General features: G+C 46.6%; 21 protein-coding genes and 1 riboswitch. Of the genes, 15 read left to right on the top strand and 6 right to left on the bottom strand.

Annotation, left to right across the window (positions count from 1 at the left end):
- Positions 1–133 precede the first annotated feature (133 nt).
- Positions 134–847, bottom strand: a complete 714-nt coding sequence (gene torR / locus ACVA53_RS02535; protein WP_255042389.1) for a two-component system response regulator TorR — start codon at positions 845–847, stop codon at positions 134–136.
- Positions 848–1,048: 201 nt separating this feature from the next.
- Here torR and torC point away from each other — a divergent pair, with 201 nt between their 5' ends.
- The 4 genes from torC (at position 1,049) to ACVA53_RS02555 (ending at position 6,386) form a co-directional block, all read left to right on the top strand.
- Positions 1,049–2,215, top strand: a complete 1,167-nt coding sequence (gene torC / locus ACVA53_RS02540) for a pentaheme c-type cytochrome TorC (protein WP_255042388.1) — start codon at positions 1,049–1,051, stop codon at positions 2,213–2,215.
- Positions 2,216–2,289: 74 nt separating this feature from the next.
- Positions 2,290–4,821 (top strand): trimethylamine-N-oxide reductase TorA, encoded by a 2,532-nt coding sequence (torA, locus tag ACVA53_RS02545; RefSeq protein WP_255042386.1) that lies wholly within the window; start codon positions 2,290–2,292, stop codon positions 4,819–4,821.
- Positions 4,822–4,982: 161 nt separating this feature from the next.
- Positions 4,983–5,636 (top strand): molecular chaperone TorD, encoded by a 654-nt coding sequence (gene torD / locus ACVA53_RS02550; protein WP_255042385.1) that lies wholly within the window; start codon positions 4,983–4,985, stop codon positions 5,634–5,636.
- 183 nt (positions 5,637–5,819) lie between these two features.
- Entirely contained in the window at positions 5,820–6,386 is a 567-nt protein-coding gene (locus ACVA53_RS02555; RefSeq protein WP_255042383.1) for a hypothetical protein, read from the top strand.
- 148 nt (positions 6,387–6,534) lie between these two features.
- Here ACVA53_RS02555 and ACVA53_RS02560 read toward each other — a convergent pair whose 3' ends face one another.
- From ACVA53_RS02560 to hutW, 5 genes are all read right to left on the bottom strand, one after another.
- Positions 6,535–6,702, bottom strand: a complete 168-nt coding sequence (locus tag ACVA53_RS02560) for a hypothetical protein (RefSeq protein WP_255042381.1) — start codon at positions 6,700–6,702, stop codon at positions 6,535–6,537.
- Between the two features lie 151 nt (positions 6,703–6,853).
- Complete coding sequence (locus ACVA53_RS02565; protein WP_255042379.1) at positions 6,854–7,249, bottom strand: hypothetical protein; 396 nt, start codon at positions 7,247–7,249, stop codon at positions 6,854–6,856.
- Positions 7,250–7,441: 192 nt separating this feature from the next.
- On the bottom strand, positions 7,442–7,999 hold the full coding sequence (gene hutZ / locus ACVA53_RS02570; RefSeq protein WP_255042378.1) for a heme utilization protein HutZ: 558 nt from the start codon (positions 7,997–7,999) through the stop codon (positions 7,442–7,444).
- Positions 8,000–8,125: 126 nt separating this feature from the next.
- Positions 8,126–8,644, bottom strand: a complete 519-nt coding sequence (gene hutX / locus ACVA53_RS02575) for a heme utilization cystosolic carrier protein HutX (RefSeq protein ID WP_255042376.1) — start codon at positions 8,642–8,644, stop codon at positions 8,126–8,128.
- Positions 8,645–8,701: 57 nt separating this feature from the next.
- On the bottom strand, positions 8,702–10,087 hold the full coding sequence (hutW, locus tag ACVA53_RS02580; RefSeq protein ID WP_255042375.1) for a heme anaerobic degradation radical SAM methyltransferase ChuW/HutW: 1,386 nt from the start codon (positions 10,085–10,087) through the stop codon (positions 8,702–8,704).
- A gap of 393 nt (positions 10,088–10,480) precedes the next feature.
- Here hutW and ACVA53_RS02585 point away from each other — a divergent pair, with 393 nt between their 5' ends.
- From ACVA53_RS02585 to lpdA, 11 genes are all read left to right on the top strand, one after another.
- Complete coding sequence (locus tag ACVA53_RS02585; RefSeq protein WP_255042374.1) at positions 10,481–11,218, top strand: energy transducer TonB; 738 nt, start codon at positions 10,481–10,483, stop codon at positions 11,216–11,218.
- Positions 11,219–11,237: 19 nt separating this feature from the next.
- Positions 11,238–11,921 carry a MotA/TolQ/ExbB proton channel family protein gene (locus ACVA53_RS02590; RefSeq protein ID WP_255042373.1) on the top strand — a complete coding sequence of 228 codons (684 nt, stop codon included), beginning with the start codon at positions 11,238–11,240 and terminating at the stop codon, positions 11,919–11,921.
- The gene (locus ACVA53_RS02595) at positions 11,918–12,340 is read left to right on the top strand and encodes an ExbD/TolR family protein (RefSeq protein WP_255042372.1); all 423 of its coding nucleotides are present in this window, start codon (positions 11,918–11,920) and stop codon (positions 12,338–12,340) included. The genes ACVA53_RS02590 and ACVA53_RS02595 overlap by 4 nt, the downstream gene beginning before the upstream one ends.
- Complete coding sequence (locus ACVA53_RS02600; RefSeq protein WP_255042371.1) at positions 12,337–13,173, top strand: heme/hemin ABC transporter substrate-binding protein; 837 nt, start codon at positions 12,337–12,339, stop codon at positions 13,171–13,173. Before ACVA53_RS02595 ends, ACVA53_RS02600 begins: the two co-directional genes overlap by 4 nt.
- A 34-nt stretch (positions 13,174–13,207) precedes the next feature.
- On the top strand, positions 13,208–14,245 hold the full coding sequence (locus ACVA53_RS02605) for a FecCD family ABC transporter permease (RefSeq protein ID WP_446504459.1): 1,038 nt from the start codon (positions 13,208–13,210) through the stop codon (positions 14,243–14,245).
- Positions 14,242–15,069: a heme ABC transporter ATP-binding protein gene (locus ACVA53_RS02610; protein ID WP_446504435.1), complete on the top strand. Its 828-nt coding sequence runs from the start codon at positions 14,242–14,244 to the stop codon at positions 15,067–15,069. Before ACVA53_RS02605 ends, ACVA53_RS02610 begins: the two co-directional genes overlap by 4 nt.
- A 407-nt stretch (positions 15,070–15,476) precedes the next feature.
- Positions 15,477–16,481 (top strand): substrate-binding domain-containing protein, encoded by a 1,005-nt coding sequence (locus ACVA53_RS02615; RefSeq protein ID WP_255042369.1) that lies wholly within the window; start codon positions 15,477–15,479, stop codon positions 16,479–16,481.
- Positions 16,482–16,684: 203 nt separating this feature from the next.
- Positions 16,685–16,789, top strand: a riboswitch (cyclic di-GMP riboswitch).
- A 124-nt stretch (positions 16,790–16,913) separates the two neighbouring features.
- Entirely contained in the window at positions 16,914–17,504 is a 591-nt protein-coding gene (locus ACVA53_RS02620; RefSeq protein ID WP_255042368.1) for a TfoX/Sxy family DNA transformation protein, read from the top strand.
- Positions 17,505–17,725: 221 nt separating this feature from the next.
- Positions 17,726–18,118, top strand: coding sequence for a hypothetical protein (locus ACVA53_RS02625; RefSeq protein ID WP_255042367.1), 393 nt, complete (start codon positions 17,726–17,728; stop codon positions 18,116–18,118).
- Between the two features lie 140 nt (positions 18,119–18,258).
- Positions 18,259–18,846 (top strand): carboxymuconolactone decarboxylase family protein, encoded by a 588-nt coding sequence (locus ACVA53_RS02630; RefSeq protein ID WP_255042366.1) that lies wholly within the window; start codon positions 18,259–18,261, stop codon positions 18,844–18,846.
- Between the two features lie 12 nt (positions 18,847–18,858).
- Positions 18,859–21,123 (top strand): dihydrolipoyl dehydrogenase, encoded by a 2,265-nt coding sequence (lpdA, locus tag ACVA53_RS02635; protein WP_446504436.1) that lies wholly within the window; start codon positions 18,859–18,861, stop codon positions 21,121–21,123.
- Positions 21,124–21,126: the final 3 nt, after the last annotated feature.

Consider the following 21,126-nt stretch of genomic DNA (forward strand, 5'->3'; position numbering starts at 1 on the left):
ATCATGCGTAACAACTCTTGATCAAGATCAACATAACTGCCGATTAAATGATATGAAAAAGGCCGGTACCCTATGGATACCGGCCTAATTATGACAAATTATTTCAGTTCATCATTACATCACTGCCAAGTAGTTAGTCACCCGCAAACATGTAACCTTCACCGTGTACCGTCACAAAAATCTGTGGATTTTTCGGGTCAACTTCCATCTTCGAACGCATACGACGAATGAGTACATCAATGGTGCGATCATTCGGTGCTTCTACGCGGTGACTTAGCATATTTAAGATGCGTTCTCGGCTTAGCACCACGTTAGGATGTGAAGAAAATGCCACCAACAACTCATACTCAGCTTTGGTTAATTTCACCGGAACACTGTTGTGCGTAAGCGCGCGTTTGTTGATGTCAAACTGCCAATCACCAAAACGAATAATGCTATCTTCCTGCATTTCAACAATAGTTTCATCACGTGCTTTTTCGACTAGAGATATGCGCCACAGCAGGTTTTTCACCCGTACTAGCAGTTCACGCAGTTCAAACGGCTTGGTTACATAATCATCGGCCCCCATCTCTAAACCGACGATACGATCAATACTATCTGTACGCCCTGTCACCAAAATAATACCGACTTCTGAACGGCTTCTGAGTTCACGAGTTAGCATTAGGCCATCTTCACCCGGCAGGTTGATGTCGAGCATTACCAGGTCGATTTTTTCACTGGCCATAACCTCACGCATCTGCGCGCCACTTTCGGCCTGACTGACTTTATATCCCTCGTTCTCAAAGTACCCAACCAATTTGGTGCGGGTAACAATTTCATCCTCTACTACAAGTACGTGATGACTCATTTCTTTCTCTTTATGTCTTATTTACTGTTCTATAAAACGTTAGCACAGGAGGCGGCTATTCACAATTTGTCATAATCCAGCAAATCCTGTTCACCGCCGCCGTTAACCTTATTCACATCGTGGAATTAAGATTACCCCATAAAAATTTATACGTCACCGTAGTTTACGGCAGGCACTCATTCTAAATTGGAATCTTCCACTATGAAAAAACTTTGGCAAATGTTGACTAAGCCTAGCAGCAAGTATTCAATTCTTGCGCTGGTCTTGGTTGGTATTGGTATTACTTTGGCGGGCGTTTTGACCGTACATAAAAGTTTTGAGTTCGCTTCAACAACCGAATTCTGTACGTCTTGCCACACCATGGAACAGAACTACCAAGAATACAAACAAAGTGTCCACTTCAAGAACGCCTCTGGTGTTCGTGCCGAGTGTGTCGACTGTCACCAGCCAAAAGATTTGCCAGGCAAGCTTCAACGTAAACTTGGCGCATGGAAAGATGTCTACAACCACTTCATCACCAAAAAGATTGATACCCCTGAATTACTGGAAGAACACCGTCTCGAACTGGCAACCGCCGTTTGGGATCGTATGAAGAGCCAGAACTCCAAAACCTGTAAGAGCTGTCACTCTTACGATGCAATGGATCACACCAAACAGTCTGCTCAAGCCGCTTTCGAGATGAACAAAGCCGCAGCTGAAGACATGAACTGTATCGAGTGTCACAAAGGTATTGCCCACGAGCTGCCAAACATGGCCGGCGGCTTCCAGAAAGACTTCGAAGAGCTTCAAGCCACAGCGAACACTCAAGGTGCCATTGCTGAGACCCTTTACTCTCTCAGTGAGAAAAATATTTTTGCCGTTGCAGATGCAAACAGCACAGCTTCAGGCAGCCTGCTTCCGGCATCTGAAGTTACCGTGCTTGAGCGCGATGGTGACATGATGAAAGTGAAGATCGATGGCTGGCTTGAGAAAGAAGGTCGTGGCCGAGTTCTCACTGAATACATGGGTAAACGAGTTTTCAAAGCGACAATTCGTGGCGATGTTAAAGCTTCAGAGCAACTTATTGAAGAGCAGACAGATGCCGCAACCAACATTGTTTGGCAGCACGTTTCTGTTGAAGGCTGGATCACCAAAGATGACATGATCGATGACATCCAACCTATCTGGAACTATGCAGAAGGTATGTACGGCTCTACTTGTACCGCTTGTCATGCGGCACCGGCGCCTGGCCATTTTACTGCAAACGGTTGGATCTCAAGCCTAAACGGTATGAGCGCTTACTACCGTCTCAGCAAAACTGAAGAGCGTACCCTTCTGAAGTACCTTCAGAACCACGGTAGTGACACCGGCGGCGCTGGCGCACATTAATTCCTGTTAGCAGAGGGGTGAAATCCCTTCCCCCCTCCCACGCACAAAAGAATTCAAATTTAAGGAATTGCTCAATGGCAACTCAAATTCTAAATAAAGGCGTTTCTCGCCGCCGCTTCCTTTCAGGCATGGTCGCTGCTAGTGCTGCATCGGTGGTAGGTACTAGCCTACTGGCTCCACGTAGCGCCATGGCTGCAACTGATACCAAAGCAAACTTCTCTGGTGAGGTGCTTTCTGGCTCTCACTGGGGTGCATTCCGTGCCAAAGTTGAAAACGGTGTATGGGTTGATACCGTACCGTTCGAAAAAGACAAGCACCCAACCACAATGATCGACGGTGTACGCGAAGTCGTTTACAACCCTGCTCGTGTTAAGTACCCAATGGTACGCCTTGATTGGCTGAAGCATGGCTACAAGTCGGACACAACCCAGCGTGGTAACAACCGCTTTGTACGTGTACCTTGGTCTCAGGCATTAGACTTTTTCTATCATGAGATGGAGCGCGTCCAGAACAACTACGGTCCAAGCGCACTTTACGCTGGGCACACAGGCTGGCAGTCAGTAGGTAAACTGCACTCTGCGGGTACCATGATGATGCGTGCAATCGGCCTGCACGGTACATTCCTAGCGAAAATGGGTGACTACTCAACAGGTGCAGCTCAAGTTGTTCTGCCATACGTTGCCGGTGCGATGGAAGTCTACGAACAGCAAACCTCTTGGCCGCTAGTGCTTGAGCATTCAGACACCATTGTGATCTGGGGTTCAGATCCAATTAAAAACCTGCAGGTTGGTTGGTTGGTTCCAGATCACAGCCCATATGCTTACTTTGATCAGCTAGCTGAGAAAGTGAAGAACAACGAAATCAAAGTTATCTACGTTGATCCAGTTGTTTCTGACACTCAGAAATTTGTTGGCGGTGACCAGGTAAAAGTCAACCCGCAAACAGATGTTCCTTTGATGCTGGCGATTGCGCATACGTTATACACTGAAAACCTGTACAACAAAGAGTTCCTAGCTAACTACACCACTGGCTTTAACCAGTTCCTGCCATACCTGCTTGGCGAAAGCGACGGTGTTGTTAAAACACCTGAGTGGGCAGCAAAAATTTGTGGTATCGACGCTGATACCATCCGTGAACTTGCTCGTCAAATGGCTTCAGGCCGTACCCAGATCATCGGTGGCTGGTGTCTACAGCGCATGCAGCACGGTGAGCAATATGCGTGGATGCTGGTTGTTGTTGCCGCTATGCTGGGTCAAATTGGTCTACCAGGTGGTGGTTTTGGCTTTGGCTGGCACTACAACGATGCGGGCTCGGTGACTTCTGCTGGACCTTTGATGTCAGGCTTTAGTGGTGTTACAGGTGTTGACCCGATCCACAACGGTTCATACAAAGGTTACTCAAACTTTATTCCTGTTGCGCGTTTTGTTGACTGTATTGAAAACCCAGGTAAGACCATTGAGTGGAATGGCCATTCGGTTAAATTCCCTGAGATGAAAATGGCGATCTTCTGTGGTAACAACCCGTTCCATCACCACCAAGATCGTAACAAGATGATCAAGACATGGCGTAAACTGGAAACGGTTGTTTCTGTTGATCATCAGTGGACTGCGACCTGTCGCTTTGCCGATATCGTTCTGCCTGCAACCACAACGCACGAGCGTAACGATATTGAACAATACGGTAACCACTCCAACGCCGGTATCATTGCCCTACCGAAAGTGGTCGAGCCAATGTACGAAGCAAAAGATGATTTCGACATCTTCCGTGAACTATGCCGCCGTTATGATCGTGAAGAAGCCTTCACAGAAGGCAAGTCACAAATGGAATGGATTGAGCAGTTCTACAACGGTGCCCGCCTGCAAGGCCGTGGTATCGGTGTACGTATGTCCAACTTCAAGAAGTTCTGGGAAGAAGAAAGCTTCATCGAATTCCCTGAAGGCACTGAGTGGGTTCGTCACGAATCATTCCGTAACGAACCTGATCTAGAGCCACTAGGTACTGCAACCGGTCTTATCGAGATCTACTGTAAGACCATCGCCGATATGAATTACGACGATTGTCAGGGCCACCCAATGTGGTTCGAAAAGACCGAGCGTAGCCACGGTGGTCCACGTTCAGATAAATTCCCTCTGAACATGCAAAGTACTCACCCGAAACATCGCCTGCACTCGCAGCTATGCTCTTCTACTGAGCACCGTGCAACGTATGCGGTTGCTGATCGCGAACCGGTTTATATCAGCACGGAAGATGCTAAAGCACGTGGCATCAAATCAGGTGATATCGTGCGCGTGTTCAATGACCGCGGTGAAGTACTCGCAGGCGCTGTTGTTTCTGATGACTACATGTCAGGTGTTTGTCGTATCCACGAAGGAGCTTGGTACAGCCCATTAGAAGGTGGTAAACCTGGCACTATCTGTACTTACGGCGATCCAAACGTACTGACCCAGGATATCGGTTCATCGAAACTAGCTCAGGCAACTATTGCAGCCTCAGCACAGGTAGAGATCGAGAAGTACACAGGGACTGCTCCAGCCGTTACCGGTTTCCACGGCCCAACCGCCGTGACTGACATTAACCCACTATTCCCAGCAATGGATCTAGAATAAGTTAATATCATCTAATACACAGTCAGAGGCTTCGGCCTCTGACTGATTTTTACTTGTAGTTAAAAGAACCTATTCACGTATGATAAATGCACCATTTAGTTTATCTGAATATGTTTTTAATACGGTGGGCACAGCACCGTGTACCTTGATTTGGAGTGGTCATGAAAGAGTTTATTGCTTTCAACGAACAGCGCGCAGAAATTTATTGGTGGATGTCATCCCTTTTCGCTCGTGAATTAACCGAGCAGGACATCGAACAGTACCGTGGTGGCGACATGGTCACGTTCTTATCAGGCCTAGCTATGACACCTGATCTTAAGGAGCCTGTCGAAGCCTTCCGCGATGCCATCAAGCGTTTGGAAAGTCGTGAAGATGCCCAACTTGAGCTTGCTGCTGACTTCTGTGGCTTGTTCCTAAGCACGCCAAAATCAGGTGCCCTACCTTATGCCTCCATGTATGTCGGTGAAAGCGGTTTGATGAATGACAAACCTGCGCAAGAGATGAATAAGCTGATGGAAGAGTATGGTATTGCCCTGCGCAAAGAGTTTAATGAGCCAGCAGATCATCTTGCTATCGAGCTCGACTTCATGGGTAACCTTATCATCATGGCCAACCAGCAAGGCTCTAAAGAACAAGCTGAACCCGTAATGCAGGCTCAGTTAGACTTTATCAATACCATGCTACTTAATTGGCTTCCTGCGTTTAGTGCAGAAGCTAAACAACGTGATAAATTCGGCTTCTACGCCGCGGCTACAGAGGTTCTCGTCGCTTTCTGCCATTTGGATACCGAATTCCTAAAAGGCGAAGAACAATAACCCGAACTGGCATCAGCCAGCGATCAAAGCACTATCTCACGTTTATTGCCGGCACATGGATTGCCGGCTTTTTTATGCTGTTCAGTCTTCATCCAGCATACATGACACAATACTGACATTCCGCATTAAGCACTTTTATACATTGCAGTCATAGCGATGATAACCACCAATGAAGGTTAATTTATGCAAAACAGCAAAACACGTACCCAGCAACAACCGAATTCAGTATTGAACATAGTGAAATACGCACTACCGCTGATGCTAGTAACTATGTTCGCCTTCAACCCAGCCGCAAAGGCAAGCGACGCAGCAACCGACACGATTGCGAGCCAAAAAGAAGTGACGCACCGTATCAATGCGATCCAGCGCGACTTAACAAGTATCCGTCAGCAGACACTGCAATCGAACCCTGAGCTTGTTGAGCAAGCGAAAGCATTCGAAGCAGCCTATCAGGAAAAAGCGGAAGAAGTTGGCTACAACCCTGATGAGTTCATCAGCCAAGCACAAGACATTCAGGACAAAGTCCGTAATGCCGAAACTAGCGAAGAAGAACGTGAAGCATTGATCAAGGAATTTGCCGCCGCTAAACGTCAACTTGCAGAACAACGCGAAAGCATTCTTTCTGACGAAACCTTGATGGCTATGCAGGAAAAACTTCAGGCCGATACGTTTGCCGCAATGAATACGAATAACCCTGAAACTGAAACCCTGATGAAAGAGCTAAATACCCTACTTGAATCTCTTCAGTAAGCCGTATAAACGCATGACTCATCGATAAACAGCATGATGGCAGGCACAAATACGACCAATTCGTACTTTGGCCTGCCATTTTTAACAAACGCAACTCAACACATATATCCCTGTGTTTTGTCACGCTGCCATGGCCAGCGAACTTATCTCAACGACCATCTTCGTAATCACTCATATTTATGCCCATTTCTTCTGCAACCTCGACCCAGTAAGGCTCAGCCTCGCAGACACAAGTATCACACCAATCGGCGATACCTTCATGCATACTCAATGATTTCTGGGACACTTGTTGTGTACTTTGTCTTTTATCAGACATTGTTCTCTCCTACGAAATCGACAAATCACCTATACATTATAGTGAACCATTAACCGCCCTAGGCATGACCTAATCAAGCCAAACAATAACGCATAAAAAAGCCCACTAACGCAGAGCGGGCTTAGATAAACTTAAAACAAATATTGCTCAACTACAGCTCCATCGGCTGATTTGCTTTCAACAGCTTCATGCCCTGAATATGCTGGACAAACCATTTAACAATGGCCAAAGCGGCAATAATAAGACCAACAACGGGGATGACCTGCAAGATCGTGTGCAAGATCGGGCTATAGACCCAGTACTCAGCTCCGGCAATGATACCTGTGGTTGTCGCTGCCGTTACCCCAAGCACAACAAAGAAAGTGAAGAAGTAGAAGAAGGTACGAATGATGGTGTAATAGTGGCTATAACTCAGCTCATCAGTGCCCTTGTTCAGCTTATAAGCCGAGTAGATAACGGCAACAATGCCTGAAATCATCAAGGTCAGCGGGGTGAGGAAGCTAGCGATATACGCAAATCGCACTTCGCGTCTTGGATCAGTAGGCATGACGTTATCCATTGATAATTGTGTTTAACCTAATTATCACACGTATTTTTACGCTATCAAGTTGAATAATGAAGACGCTGATCACGATCAAGCCTATTCGCTATAGGCTGTTATAGTCACTAAAATAACAGTACAAATAAAACAGCCTAGGTGAGCATCCTAGGCTGTTGTAAAGTAATATTTTTTAGGCCGTTATAGCTCTTCTGTCGGCTGAGTGACTTCACTGCCGTCTTTAATACGGCGATGGCCTTCTTGTAGATGTACAAAATCCACCAAATCATCACCACTGACTTGGAAAGCCTGACCAAAGCCCTTAACAAACAAGCCTTGAGTTGGCTCAAACCGGAACATTTTGAAATCTTCCAAGCCACTTAGGCCATCAATAATTTCACCAAAACGCTCTTTTAGCTGTTCCACCGCTGCGAGCCACTTTTCAGTTTCACGCTCGACGACTACCACGTTGGCTTCAAACGTTAAACGCTTACGTGCATAGATGGTTTTAGATGAAGCTTCATCTTCAATCATCATCAAAGAAACCTGAGGATTTTTCAGCAAATTCCGGGCGTGCTTGGCAATCTGGCTGATCAGCACGTAGTAGCCATCTTCAAGCAACACAAACGGTGCGTAGCTTACATTCGGTTTACCATCAGCATCAACAGTCGCCAGCTGAATCGTCTGGCAAGATTGGCGGAACTCTGAGATTTCTGGGCCTAGGCGGTTTTGAAGGCGCTCTTGCTTTACAGCATTCATTCTGACTTTCTCCAGGATATTATACCAACCTACATAAATATTTGATCAGCCTTGCAGGTTATGCCTTGATAACAAAGATTTTTCCAGCGCAAATACTTGAACAACTACTTATCCAGATTGGTTTTATTATTTAAATTTTGTTTTAAGTGCTTGGAATTTTTCTATCTGCTCTGGGAACAACTGGCGTTTATTATCGCGACCTAGATACACTTTGAATACACACTCACCGCCTTTAGCAAAGAAACCGATAAAGTAGCTTTCCTGCCCCATGAATGGCTTACTAACCAAACCAATATCAGTCACAAGATCTAGGCGAAGGTGGCCATGCAATTCACCCTCTTTACCCATTAGATTGTAGTAACCACGTGCTTCTTTACCTTTAGGGAATGGTGCCTTTACTTCAAAAATAGAAGCCATTGAGTGAACAATTGTCGTTACCGGTCCCCATGTTGGCAGATCTTCTAAAATTGCTTTTGCATGCTCACCCGGTAATGCAACCACCAACTCTTCAGGAAAGGCCATTACGACTTCACCTTCGGTCACACCTAAAGTGTCTGCAATCGCCATTGCGTGAAGTTTCGGTTCAGCGGCAAGTTGTTCAGCCACTTGGCCTTTCAGCGCTTCAAATGAAATTTTATCAAACACGATTTATCTCCAAGTACATCAATGTACATATCTTTTAATTGGTTATATTTAATTCGTTTATGCAGCGACTGGCTTAATTGCACTCTGTTGCAAAACTTGAATCATCGACTGGGCCAAGGTGACAGACCAGAACGTCCCGGCTAAGGTCAACGCGAGGTACCGACCTTCCAGTTGCACCAAACCGTTCTTTTGCCACGCTTCAAACAATGGCTGACAAAAACCAAAGATATCTTGACCAAACTTTTGCTGGAAATCTTTTGCAGACAGGAAACCGCGGTCAAAGCTGGCCTTAATTTCAGAATGTAATGCAGCCTGAGGGCCTGACTTAGTCATCATGACTAGCGGAAGCTGCTCAGCTTTAATTGCTTCGATATAAGCATCCAAGGTTCTGTGCTGCATGAAACCGAACCCACCAACGTTACCACCAGCACCCGCGCCTAAAGGCAATACTTCAGCGGACGTCTTCGCAAGGCTGTTATAAATGCTACGCTCTCGGTTATCACGAGCCCAATGGTTTCCACTTAACCGGCGAAGATGGTGCTGCGCCATAAAGTTTACGCCATATTCGAACATGGAGGCTTTAGTCGGCGTATCAGCAGGCTCTGGAAGGCGACCTTGCTCAATCATGCCTTTCATCGGGGTTCCCCCCATCTCAATCAGCTGATAGAGATCAACACCATGTGCGCCACTGTCTAGGAAATCCTCAAGATCTTGCTGCCAAACGGCCATATCTTGATAAGGTAGACCAAACAGTAAGTCGATAACAATCGGTGCGGCATTGGTCGCACTGAGAGACTGAATACGTTCTAACACCGGCTCACGGTTATCAAGGCGCTTGGCCTTACGACGAACGGTTGTATCAAAACTCTGTACACCAAATGAGAAACGGTTGAAACCCCCTTCGAGTGCACCTTCAAACATGCGATCATCGAAACGGTTAATTCGCCCTTCCAGGGTAATTTCACAGTCAGTGGTCAATGGGAAATGAGCTTTAACCATTTTCCCTAAGCGGGTCACTTGTTCGGCGGTTAGATCGGTTGGTGTTCCTCCCCCAACATACACGGCACGAAATGGTGCTGCTTGTGTCCATGGCATGGAAGCTTTGGCTTTAAGCTCTACCATCAATGCATCGAAATAGTCATCAATCAACGATTGGCTAGATGCATACTGAAAGAAGTTGCAGTAAGTGCATCGAACACGACAAAAGGGAATATGGATATATAGACAACGGCTTTTTAGGGTTTCAGGTACCGTTGATAGCGCTTGATTCGCGAGACTCTGTCGCTCCTCCTCAGCAACCATTGCCGACATGCCACCAGCATGCGCCGAGCGCTTGTTGGCAAATGCATATCGAAGCGGATCGGGGGTGTGCTTTCCTACGACCTCTTCGGTCAGTAGATCCGGCGGCAACACTGCAGATTCTAAGGCTTGTTCTTCAATCATCTACTTCTTTGTCGAGCTAGTTTCCTAGCCCCTCCTCAACAGGCTAATTCCTGCCAGATTTCCTCACTAGATCAACAGAACTTGGCTGTCGCGTTCTAGTACCACGTTGAGCAAACGGGATACCCAAGTGACTTCAAGTTACAGTTACTTGAGCCTAACTACTTTCTATTGGGCTTTGCCCTATTTATACAAGTGAAATGATAACCACTCTTATTTGCAGGCAATCATAAGCACCACTAAATAATATTGCAAATGATAATTGATATTATTTTCATTACGTGGATAATGAGAACCATTCTTGATTAAGGCAACTAAATGATAATTTGCTTTATAAGTGGTTATTCATTGAAAACAGACAGATAAAGCAGAAATTTGCACGGTTGGAGTTAAACAGTGAACGCAAAAAGATATGCCATAGCCGGTATTGCATCAGTACTTGCCCACAGCCTATTGCTTTCTGCTATACCAAACAGAATGGTGATGGCGATGCCTGTTGGCACAGAATCTACCAAGGTATCGCTGAACCTCGTCTCGGCTCCCTCACCTCAACCTTCTGAGCCTGACGCCGCTGAAGCGCCCCCACCCGCACCGGTTGAAGCACCGAAAAAAGTAGTCAAAGAAGAAACGACGGTGAAAAAACTGGTAAAGAAAAAACAGCCTGAACCTAAAGCGGAGATCAAGAAGACCAGCAAGCCTACTCCCAAAAAGCCTGTTGAGAAAGTGGTTGAGCCAAAAAAGGTTAAAAAACCGGTTGACGTCAAAAAAACTGAAACAACCGAAGAGATCACCAAAGCCCCTGATGCTGCACCAGCAGTCAAATCTCAAGCGGCATCAGGTGTTAACAGTGAACCACAACTTGTCACTACACCGACATTTGCAACTCGTCCTAGCCCAGTGAAATACCCGCGTATTGCCAAGCGGCGCGGACTTGAAGGGCAAGTGTTGGTAGAAATTTGGATTGATGAATCCGGTAAACAAGTAAAACAAAACCTTGTTAAATCTTCCGGTACAGAGATCCTTGACGACGCTGCGATAGCGGCAATTAAGCGCTGGCGTTTCTCATCCCATATTGTTGATGGTCAAGCTATTGCCCATCGCGTACAAGTTCCTGTCCGATTCAAGTTGGACTAGCATTTAATTGGATTCACTCATGGAAATGTTTCACTCCCTACAAAATCAATTTGGCCTAATGACGGCACCTTTGCTGATTTGTTCAGCGTTAACATTGATGATCCTTCTTGAGCGCTGCATTCAAGTATTGTTATGTACCGGCGTTGGCAGAGGTAAGATTGACGGACTGCTTGCAAAACAGTGCCGGTCTGACGAATCTGGGCTCAATGAGCTGGCATCATCACTAAAAGGCCAACGCCCTTTGCTATTTAAAGGTGTGTCCATGCTGATCTCGCATCGCCATTTTTCCAAAGCCTTACGTGAAGATGCCGCTGGGATCTGGCTACAGCAAAAGCGCTCTCAGCTACGTTCCGGCTTACGCCTTCTAAGCCTTATCGGCGTGATCAGCCCTCTACTTGGCTTACTCGGCACGGTTCTTGGCCTGATAGACATGTTCAAGGGTATCGCCATGAGCTCAGGAGCTGTTACCCCCAACGACCTTGCCGATGGTCTTGGCTTGGCAATGCGAACAACGGCTGCAGGCCTAATTATTGCCCTTCCCGCGATTACAGGCTCTCAATTACTTGGCCTTTGGGCGGATAAAGTGACAGCAAAACTTGAGCATAGCCTCAACCATTGCAATCTTTGGCTAGAAGGCCTATCACTCGATCAAAACTGCCAGCCGAAAACTGAAAACACCGGCAATGCAGAGGCGGTAATATGATCCGAACCCACCAAGGTGTGACTGGCGATGACGATCTCAAGCCTGATCTAACTCCTCTACTCGATATCATTTTTATCGTCATGGTTTTTCTACTACTGACTGCCAGCGTAAAACTGCAATCTCTCGAGGTGGAATTGCCCCAGACCGAGACACAGGCCCTACAAGAGACAGAATCAGATCCTATTACTGTCAACATTACCTCTACGGAACCCTATTGGGCACTACAAGGGGAAGAAATTGATAGTTGGGACGCCTTCAAGACCGCACTGACTCAAGAAGTCAAAGCCAATCCAGACAAGCCCGTCGTTATCGGTGCTGACAAGGCGGGGTCGGTCGAAAATATGCTAAAACTCCTCGCTTTTCTTCAGCAGAATGAAATCAAAGCGACACAGTTATTAATGGAAGAGGATAAATCATGAAGCGTATAGCTCTGGCTACCGCATTACTTCTCGCTGCACATTCATCATATGCCAGCGAACGCATCATCAGTGCAGGCGCAGCAATTACTGAAATCATCAATGCGATGGGTGCACAAGAACAACTCGTTGCCGTTGATGTCACCAGCAAAAATCTTGTGAATGAAGAGATGCCGGTATTGGGTTATCACCGCCAGCTATCTGCTGAAAGTTTAATCGCTCTCACTCCTACCCGGTTGCTGGGTTCCAATGAGATGGGACCAAGAACAACATTGGATCTGATTCAGCAAGCAGGTATCGAGGTTGATGTGGTCAACTCTGGCGAAACAGTCGATGATCTTCTGTCTCGTATTGAACAGGTCGGCAAATTGACTCACACAGAAAAGGAAGCCCTCAAGCTTCAGGCGCATGTACAGGAAAAGATCGATTCCATCAATCAAACTCTCGCCCAGCAGACCGAAAAGAAAAAAGTCATGTTCCTGATGATCCACGAAGGTCGCCCAGCCAATGTCGCAGGCCGAAATACCACCGCAGATAGCGTGATCCGCCTTGCAGGCGCCATCAACCCAGCAGCCAGCGCCGTTGAATCCTACAAGCCCATTTCACTCGAAGCCATGGTAGAAATGCAGCCTGACATTATTTTGCTGAGTTCACGAACTCTAAGCCAAATCGGCTCAGCTGATGATTTGCTAAAACAAATGCCTTTACTGGCAGCGACGCCAGCAGGTCGAAATAAAGCGGTTGTCACTATTGATGGAACGGCACTTATCGGTGGGCTCGGCCTGAAAAGCCTGAGTGAAGCAGAACGTCTAAACAAAGCGTTCTACCAACAATAACGGTTAGCCGTTTATTTTAAGCAGTATATCTATGATGCAGTTACAACGAATTCCCGCCAATATTGTCTTTCCTGTTGGTATCACATTACTGGTATTGGCTGTCACATCATCCATCGCTGTTGGCCCAATGAACATCAGCTTTGCCGATAGTTTTAAAGCACTATTGCCATTGCCATTGGATTTACCCGCCCATATCGAAATTGTCATCCACCAAATCCGTCTACCACGGACACTACTGGGCATGGCCATCGGTGCTATTTTAGCGCTGTGCGGTGCCGTCATGCAGGGCCTGTTCCGAAACCCGCTAGCCGATCCTGGTATCATTGGAGTATCTGGTGGTGCAAGTTTGGGGGCTGCACTTTCAATCGTTATCTTCGCTCCATTAGCCGCCAACTTTCCATTATTGCTAACATTGGGCACCGTTCCTGTGTTCGCCTTCTTTGGTGGCGCAGTTAGTACATTTGTGGTGTATCAGCTTGGCACTGACAAAAATGGCACCTCGGTGACCATTATGCTGTTGGCTGGTGTGGCAATTGGTGCCCTTTCTGGCGCAGCATTGGGCTTGATGAACTACTATGCCGATGACCAAGCACTTCGTGATCTGTCATTGTGGACGATGGGCTCATTAGCTGGGGCAACATGGCCGGGGATTGGCCTTGCCTACATCACTTTGCTTGGCCTGATGTTTTCTTTTGACCGCAACGCCAACGCACTCAATGCCTTCTTGCTCGGCGAGGCAGAAGCCAAGCACCTTGGCGTCAACGTGCAGCGTCTAAAGCGTATGTTGATTTTATTGTGTGCTGCAGGTGTCGGTATTGCCGTTTCCCTCACTGGTGTAATTGGTTTTGTGGGACTTATCGTGCCGCACATTGGCCGTATGATTTCAGGTCCAAACCATAAGACACTGTTACCGCTTTCAGCCTTGCTAGGCGCCCTGATCCTACTCATCGCCGACATGCTAGCCCGTGTCATTGCTGCACCCGCTGAATTGCCTGTCGGTATTATTACCGCCTTACTCGGTGCCCCATTCTTCATTTACCTACTCGTCAATCAAAAAGGTAAGCTGTCATGAGCCACCACGCGAATACATCTCAACAAACAGACACGAGTACTGCCTCTGAGGTCGTTATTGAAGCTGAAAGCTTGTCACTTAACCTTGGTGGGAAAGTATTGTTAGATGATTTTTCACTCAAGATCAAAAGCGGTCAGCTGACCGCATTGCTGGGGCCAAATGGCGCAGGTAAGAGTACCTTATTGAAAGTGCTATGCGGAGAAGTTGAAGCCGAAGGTAAGGTTAATTTTTTTGGCTACCCACGCCATGACTGGCCAACATCACAGCTTGCGCGCCACCTCGGTGTTCTTCCACAGCACAGTTCGCTAACTTTTGCCTTTACAGCTCAAGAAGTAGTCGAACTCGGTGCTCTGCCGCTAGAACTCCCCAATGCCCAAGCACAGCAAATCGCCCATGAGAAAATGGCCATGGTCGGTGTCACCAATCTCGCTCCCCGGCTCTATCCAACCCTGTCTGGCGGTGAAAAACAGCGAGTTCACTTTGCCAGGGTACTGACTCAGTTAAGCCAAGCGGGTGAACAATGCGTATTGATGCTAGATGAGCCCACATCGGCTCTCGATTTAGCCCACCAGCACAACGCGTTGATAGTAGCCAAGCAAATGGCGCAGGCTGGTGCTGCAGTGATCATTGTGATCCACGACCTTAATTTAGCCGCTCAATACGCAGACAGGTTAGTCATCATTAACCATGGCAAAATCCAGGCAGACGGCCCCCCCGAACAAGCTCTGACAGCAGAAACCATTGAATCCGTGTATGGCTGGCCGGTATGTATCACCCAGCACCCAGTCGATGGCTACCCCATCGTGTTAGCGGCAGCGGCTTAGTTTAGGATATGACTAATTTGCAATCAACCCGCTAAATTAATTCAATATACAGCAATTTAAAACAGGGCCAATTTTTGGCCCTGTTGTCGTTTATGCAAGCAAAATAGCGTAGTCAATTGATGAATTTTGCAATTTGAGATAACAGGCATTGCACTCTCGGCCACACTAAGTAAAATGTGAACGCAAGCGATTAAACAATGCAACACATGCGATATGGCATGTAACGCATACAGCATACTTAAAGAAACGAAGCCGCCCATTCGTGATGCGGCCTTTTGCCGTTTCTGCTGATTGTACCCAACAGAACAATGAACTACTCAAAAGATGATGGTGAACGAGTTTATTGTTCTGTTGAGTAAAGTATTAATTTACAAGGTTCTCTGACCTTTATTATTAGAAGAATAACTATGGCAACGATTAAAGATGTTGCACGTATGGCTGGTGTATCTACAACCACCGTCTCTCACGTGATTAACAAAACGCGCTTCGTCGCAGAAGCAACCCAAAAGAAAGTGCTGGCTGCAGTTGAAGATCTGAATTATGCGCCTAGCGCCGTAGCGCGAAGCCTAAAGTGCAACACCACAAAAACTATCGGTATGCTGGTAACTAAGTCTACCAACCCGTTTTTTGCTGAAGTCGTACACGGGGTTGAAGAGTTCTGTTACGGTGCTGGTTATACCCTGATTCTGTGTAATACAGAGGGTAACCTTACAAAACAGCGTGATTACCTGCGTATGTTGGCCGAAAAGCGAGTCGATGGCCTGCTGGTTATGTGTTCCGACCTTGATGAACAACTGCTGGAACTGCTCGAACGCCAGAAAGAGACCCCTATGGTGATCATGGATTGGGGCCCAGAAAGCCCGCATACCGATCAAATCCAAGATAACGCCGAACTTGGCGGTTATGTTGCGGCTAAGTTCTTTATTGAGCACGGCCATAAAGCCATTGGTTGCCTGACCGGCCACAGCGAAAAAACCGCATGTCGTGAACGCCTACACGGTTTTCGAAAAGCCATGGGTGAAGCGGATTTAAACGTCAATGAAGATTGGATCATTGAAGGTGACTTCGAGTGTGAATCTGCTGTTGTTGCTGCCAAGAAATTCATTGCGATGGAAGAGCGCCCTACCGCGATTTTCTGCTTCAACGATATTATGGCAATGGCGATGATCAGTACCTTCCAACAAGCAGGTATTAACGTGCCTGAGGATATCTCTATCATTGGCTATGACAACATCGATTTGGCTCCGTATTTCTCACCTCCATTAACGACAATTCACCAACCGAAGCGTCGCTTAGGCAAGAGTGCGGTAGAAATCCTAATGCATCGCGTGAAAGACAAAGAGCACGCGACTCAGGTCTTTGAGATGGTGCCTGAACTGGTGATCCGCAACTCGGTAAAAAAACTTAACTAAGTAACCGGAAGCGTTTATTCTTCAAAATTTAAACGGAGGCTTCCGCCTCCGTTTTTCATTTCGATGAACTCACGCACCTGCAATCATTTTGAGACAAAATCATTCATCTTAAAGAAAAAGAATACGGCAATTTATGGAATCAACATCACATTTTCAAAATTGCGATCAAGTTCAAAAATATCATCTGAGATATTCTTAAATTGTCACGAACAAGGCAAACCTACCGAAAGGTAGGGACGCAAAGCTTCCGGCCTAAGAGTCGTCGGGTTTTTATAACTCAGTCAACTTATGGTAGCGGGGTTGCCGATGGATATAGCAACTGATGTCAGGAAAGTCTTACTTTTTCCTGACAGTGTTATGTATTGATATTTGCTATCCTTGAATCCTCGCTCTGTTGTTAGGTGACCCTGGAATTTTTCACCGAGAAGAAGCATGGACAAACCAATTTTAAAAGAATCTTTACGCCTATTTAATTGTTTCGATAACGTTAAATCTCGCTCTATGTTTGGCGGTTTTGGAATTTTCGCGGGTGAAACAATGTTTGCACTCGTGGTGAATGACAAACTTCATCTTCGCGCCAACGCAAAAAACGAACAAGATTTTAAAAAAGCAGGGCTTAAGCCATATATATATAAAAAACGCGGCTTTCCAGTTGTAACAAAACATTACGCTATTCCTGAAGAATGGTGGAATGAATCTGGGAAAATTATCGAACAAGCAACCCGCTCTCTTGATGCCGCTAAAGTTGATAAAGAAACTAAAGAGAAGGCATCGCCCGATAGGATAAAAGACCTGCCTAACCTTCGCCTGGCCAATGAAAGAATGCTAAAGAAGGCGGGTATTTGTTCTGTTGACGAGTTATTGGAGGCTGGTTCTATCAATGCCTTCAAAGCATTACAAAATACGCATCAAGGCACGGTCAGTATTGATTTATTGTGGGCTATTGAAGGGGCAATCAGCGGTCAGCACTGGTCGGTTATTCCCAAAGATCGCCGCTCAGAATTACTAGCAAAATTAAGCTAGTACAACAAATTTCATATATTAAAAGAGATCATTGAGATCTCTTTTTTGTATTTACAGCTCAAATGATACGTGTCAATAATCAATCATTCTAATGACAGCTTTTTGTCAAATATCGTGAAAAATTGAATCGCCTCACAATGCTGTTTATAAATCACTCAACACCCTTTTATTGCACACTGACACTAGTAAAATAAGTGCTAAGTTAATTCCGGGGGGTAATTATGAACTGTTCCAAACCTTTTCCAGGACAAAGTGATCAGATGTTCAAGGATAAGTTTAACAAGTGGCCGCGAATTATGCGCTTACTTGTTTTGTTCAGCCTGCTTCCTCCCATAGTGGCTTTTATTCTTGTACAGAATAACATCACAACCTATCAATCAATTCACCCCTTGCTAGTATCCATTGCCAGCCTAAACGCTATCCTGCTGCTCTGGGGGTTATTATTAAAAGTTAGAGCACGCAAGTATTGGTATCGCAATTACCACATTGGCAAAACCATGCTTCTTGCTTTCGTTCCTCTACTGGCATGCAGCTATGTTGTGTTAACTGAACCGTCTACGGACAAGGTTATCACTCAGTCCAAGCCTCAAATTGTTCAAATATCGGTCAACTAGACACTTTTTTCTGCGTTCACGTGAAATAAATTGCTTCCTAATAGGGTCTTTGTCTCATAACTATCTGATAATTTCGGTAATAATTACTACCGCCATTTAGATAGGCTCACAGTAGCATATTGAAGAGACAAGGGGTCACCGTGCGCATTTCCGCCAAAGAGAACTACTCGCTATTTATCAAGCCACTGCTATGGCTACAAAAACGCCACTACGGCAAGATCCTCAACCCAGCAAAGCTATGGGGTCGTCGCCCTACCCTGTTTTGGCTCGTTGCTGGCTTCTTCGGCTATTTGGACCGCCGCTCTTCCCCGCTAAGCCCAGTAGTCCGTTCATTAGTCTGTGTCCAGGTGTCACAGTTAAACGACTGTGCATTTTGTGTTGATGCCAATGGCATGAAACTCGCCGAACGCTGTGATTCAGTTGAAAAAATCAAAGCCCTTGCCAACTGGCAAGACAGTGATCTTTTTGATGCACAAGAACGCGCGGTGCTGAACTACACAGAAGCGATGACAATTACCGGTCAGCGCGTCACCGATGAAATGCTCACAACGCTAAAACAATGGCTTGATGAAGATGCTATTGTTGATTTAACCGCATTGATTGCGTTTCAGAATCTATCGGCAAAATTTAACACCGCACTAGATGTACCCCAGCAAGGCTTCTGTTCACTGCCAATCCAACCTAGTGAACAGAAACCCACTGATGCCCCTACACAGACGGACAAATAACAGGAGCTAACTATGGACAGAAAAAAACTGCTAGTGATCAGTATTGTTGTTTCCTTGATTGCTGTATGGTTCGCATTCGATCTTGGTCAATACTTCACCCTTGAACAAGCAAAAGCACAACAACTTGCTCTGACAGATACCATCCATGCTAAGCCATTTGTATCAAGCCTGATCTATTTTGTCCTGTACATAGCGGTGACAGCCCTATCATTGCCGGGGGCCGCTATCATGACCCTTTTGGGTGCTGCACTGTTCGGTTTCTGGTGGAGCTTGCTGCTGATCTCATTTGCCAGCACGATTGGCGCCACCCTCGCCTTCTTGTTTAGTCGCTATATCCTACGTGACTGGGTACAGGCTAAATTCGGCCATCGCCTGTCGGCCATTAACCGCGGGGTCGAAAAGGACGGTGCGTTTTACCTGTTTACTCTCCGATTGATCCCGGTGTTCCCGTTTTTCATCATTAACTTACTTATGGGTCTGACACCGATATCGACACGTATGTTCTACCTTGTCAGCCAGTTGGGAATGCTCGCAGGTACTGCCGTCTACATTAATGCCGGTACTCAGCTTGGTCAGATTGACAGCCTAAGTGGCATTATCTCAGCACCTGTTCTCGTTTCATTGGCGTTACTGGGCCTTTTCCCGCTTATGGCCAAAGCGGTCATGCAAATCGTTAACAAGCGTCGAGTTTACGCTGAATGGGAAAAGCCAAGCCACTTTGATCAAAACATGGTCGTGATCGGCGCTGGAGCGGGCGGTTTGGTTAGCGCTTACATCGCAGCAGCCGTTAAAGCAAAAGTGACACTTATCGAGCGTCATAAAATGGGTGGTGACTGCCTTAACACCGGTTGCGTTCCTTCCAAAGCCATTATTCGCGCAGCCCATACCATGGCAGAAATCACCCGCGCCAATGAATTTGGTATAGAGACCAGCGAAGCCAAGGTCGATTTTGCCAAGGTGATGGCTCGCGTCCACAACGTGATAGGTAAGATCGAGCCCCATGACAGCGTGGAGCGTTACAGCAAACTGGGCGTAAACTGTGTCTCGGGTGAAGCCACTATTCTGTCGCCATGGGAAGTAGAAGTGAATGGCCAGCGTATGACCACCCGTAATATCGTGATTGCAACTGGAGCTCGACCGCTCGTACCGGGGATCCCGGGCCTAGATAAAGTCAATTACCTCACTTCTGACTCTATTTGGTCTTTGACCGAGCAGCCTAAGCGCTTGCTGGTGTTAGGAGGCGGTCCAATTGGCTGTGAGCTTGCTCAAAGCTTCCAGCGCCTTGGTAGTGATGTCACCCTTGTCGAAATGGCTGATCAACTCTTGATCCGTGAAGACAGTGACGCAGCGACACTGGTTAAATCAAGCCTTGAAAAAGACGGTGTAGACATTAAAACAGGCTACAAAGCGGTTAAGTTCGAGATTCATACCGATGAAAATGGCCAGCCACAGCAATCTGTTTTACTTGAAACCGCTGGCGGTGAATCACAGGCCGTTGAATTCGATGCCGTAATGCTTGCTCTTGGCCGAGTCGCCAACGTACAGGGTTTCGGTCTGGAAAAACTGGGGATCACCACCTCTGAGCGCGGAACCGTTGAGGTCAATGAGTATCTACAGACAAAATACCCAAATATCTTTGCAGTTGGTGATGTCGCTGGCCCATTCCAGTTAACCCATGCAGCCGCCCACCAAGCTTGGTATGCCGCTGTGAATGGCCTCTTTGGCCAATTCAAGAAATTCAAAGCCGATTACTCGGTATTGCCAGCGGCAACCTATACCTCACCAGAAGTGGCCCGTGTCGGCATTAATGAAAAAGAAGCTAAGCAACAAGGTATTGAGTTTGATATCGTTACCTATGGGATTGACGACTTGGATCGTGCGATTACCGATGGTGAGGACCATGGTTTTATCAAGGTGATCACACCTAAAGGTAAAGACAAGATCCTTGGTGCAACTGTGGTTGGCAACAATGCCGGTGAATTACTCGCCGAGTTTACGCTGGCAATGCGTCACGGTTTGGGGCTCAACAAAATATTGGGTACAGTCCATCCTTACCCAACCATGAGCGAAGCGGCAAAATATACCGCCGGTGTCTGGAAACAGGCTAACGCACCGCAAGGGCTACTGACTCTGGTTGAAAAATATCACCGCTGGATGCGCAAAGACGAGCAAGTAGCCACTGACCAGCAAAGTGTAACTGCAACGGACAGTGTTCAAGTTGACACTATTGAAACACCACCAAAGCGCAGCAATGAAGGTGCGTTGAGCGAAAAATAGGGA

The sequence above is a fragment of the Photobacterium sp. DNB23_23_1 genome, assembly GCF_052873815.1.

Coding starts and splice junctions, on each gene's coding strand:
- torA (WP_255042386.1), top strand. CDS start 2,290: ATGGCAACTCAAATTCTAAATAAAGGCGTTTCTCGCCGCCGCTTCCTT.
- hutZ (WP_255042378.1), bottom strand. CDS start 7,999: ATGAATGCTGTAAAGCAAGAGCGCCTTCAAAACCGCCTAGGCCCAGAA.
- ACVA53_RS02610 (WP_446504435.1), top strand. CDS start 14,242: ATGAGCCACCACGCGAATACATCTCAACAAACAGACACGAGTACTGCC.
- ACVA53_RS02555 (WP_255042383.1), top strand. CDS start 5,820: ATGCAAAACAGCAAAACACGTACCCAGCAACAACCGAATTCAGTATTG.
- ACVA53_RS02620 (WP_255042368.1), top strand. CDS start 16,914: ATGGACAAACCAATTTTAAAAGAATCTTTACGCCTATTTAATTGTTTC.
- torR (WP_255042389.1), bottom strand. CDS start 847: ATGAGTCATCACGTACTTGTAGTAGAGGATGAAATTGTTACCCGCACC.
- lpdA (WP_446504436.1), top strand. CDS start 18,859: ATGGACAGAAAAAAACTGCTAGTGATCAGTATTGTTGTTTCCTTGATT.
- ACVA53_RS02590 (WP_255042373.1), top strand. CDS start 11,238: ATGGAAATGTTTCACTCCCTACAAAATCAATTTGGCCTAATGACGGCA.
- ACVA53_RS02605 (WP_446504459.1), top strand. CDS start 13,208: ATGCAGTTACAACGAATTCCCGCCAATATTGTCTTTCCTGTTGGTATC.
- ACVA53_RS02600 (WP_255042371.1), top strand. CDS start 12,337: ATGAAGCGTATAGCTCTGGCTACCGCATTACTTCTCGCTGCACATTCA.
- ACVA53_RS02560 (WP_255042381.1), bottom strand. CDS start 6,702: ATGTCTGATAAAAGACAAAGTACACAACAAGTGTCCCAGAAATCATTG.
- ACVA53_RS02615 (WP_255042369.1), top strand. CDS start 15,477: ATGGCAACGATTAAAGATGTTGCACGTATGGCTGGTGTATCTACAACC.
- ACVA53_RS02625 (WP_255042367.1), top strand. CDS start 17,726: ATGAACTGTTCCAAACCTTTTCCAGGACAAAGTGATCAGATGTTCAAG.
- hutW (WP_255042375.1), bottom strand. CDS start 10,087: ATGATTGAAGAACAAGCCTTAGAATCTGCAGTGTTGCCGCCGGATCTA.
- ACVA53_RS02565 (WP_255042379.1), bottom strand. CDS start 7,249: ATGCCTACTGATCCAAGACGCGAAGTGCGATTTGCGTATATCGCTAGC.
- ACVA53_RS02595 (WP_255042372.1), top strand. CDS start 11,918: ATGATCCGAACCCACCAAGGTGTGACTGGCGATGACGATCTCAAGCCT.
- torC (WP_255042388.1), top strand. CDS start 1,049: ATGAAAAAACTTTGGCAAATGTTGACTAAGCCTAGCAGCAAGTATTCA.
- torD (WP_255042385.1), top strand. CDS start 4,983: ATGAAAGAGTTTATTGCTTTCAACGAACAGCGCGCAGAAATTTATTGG.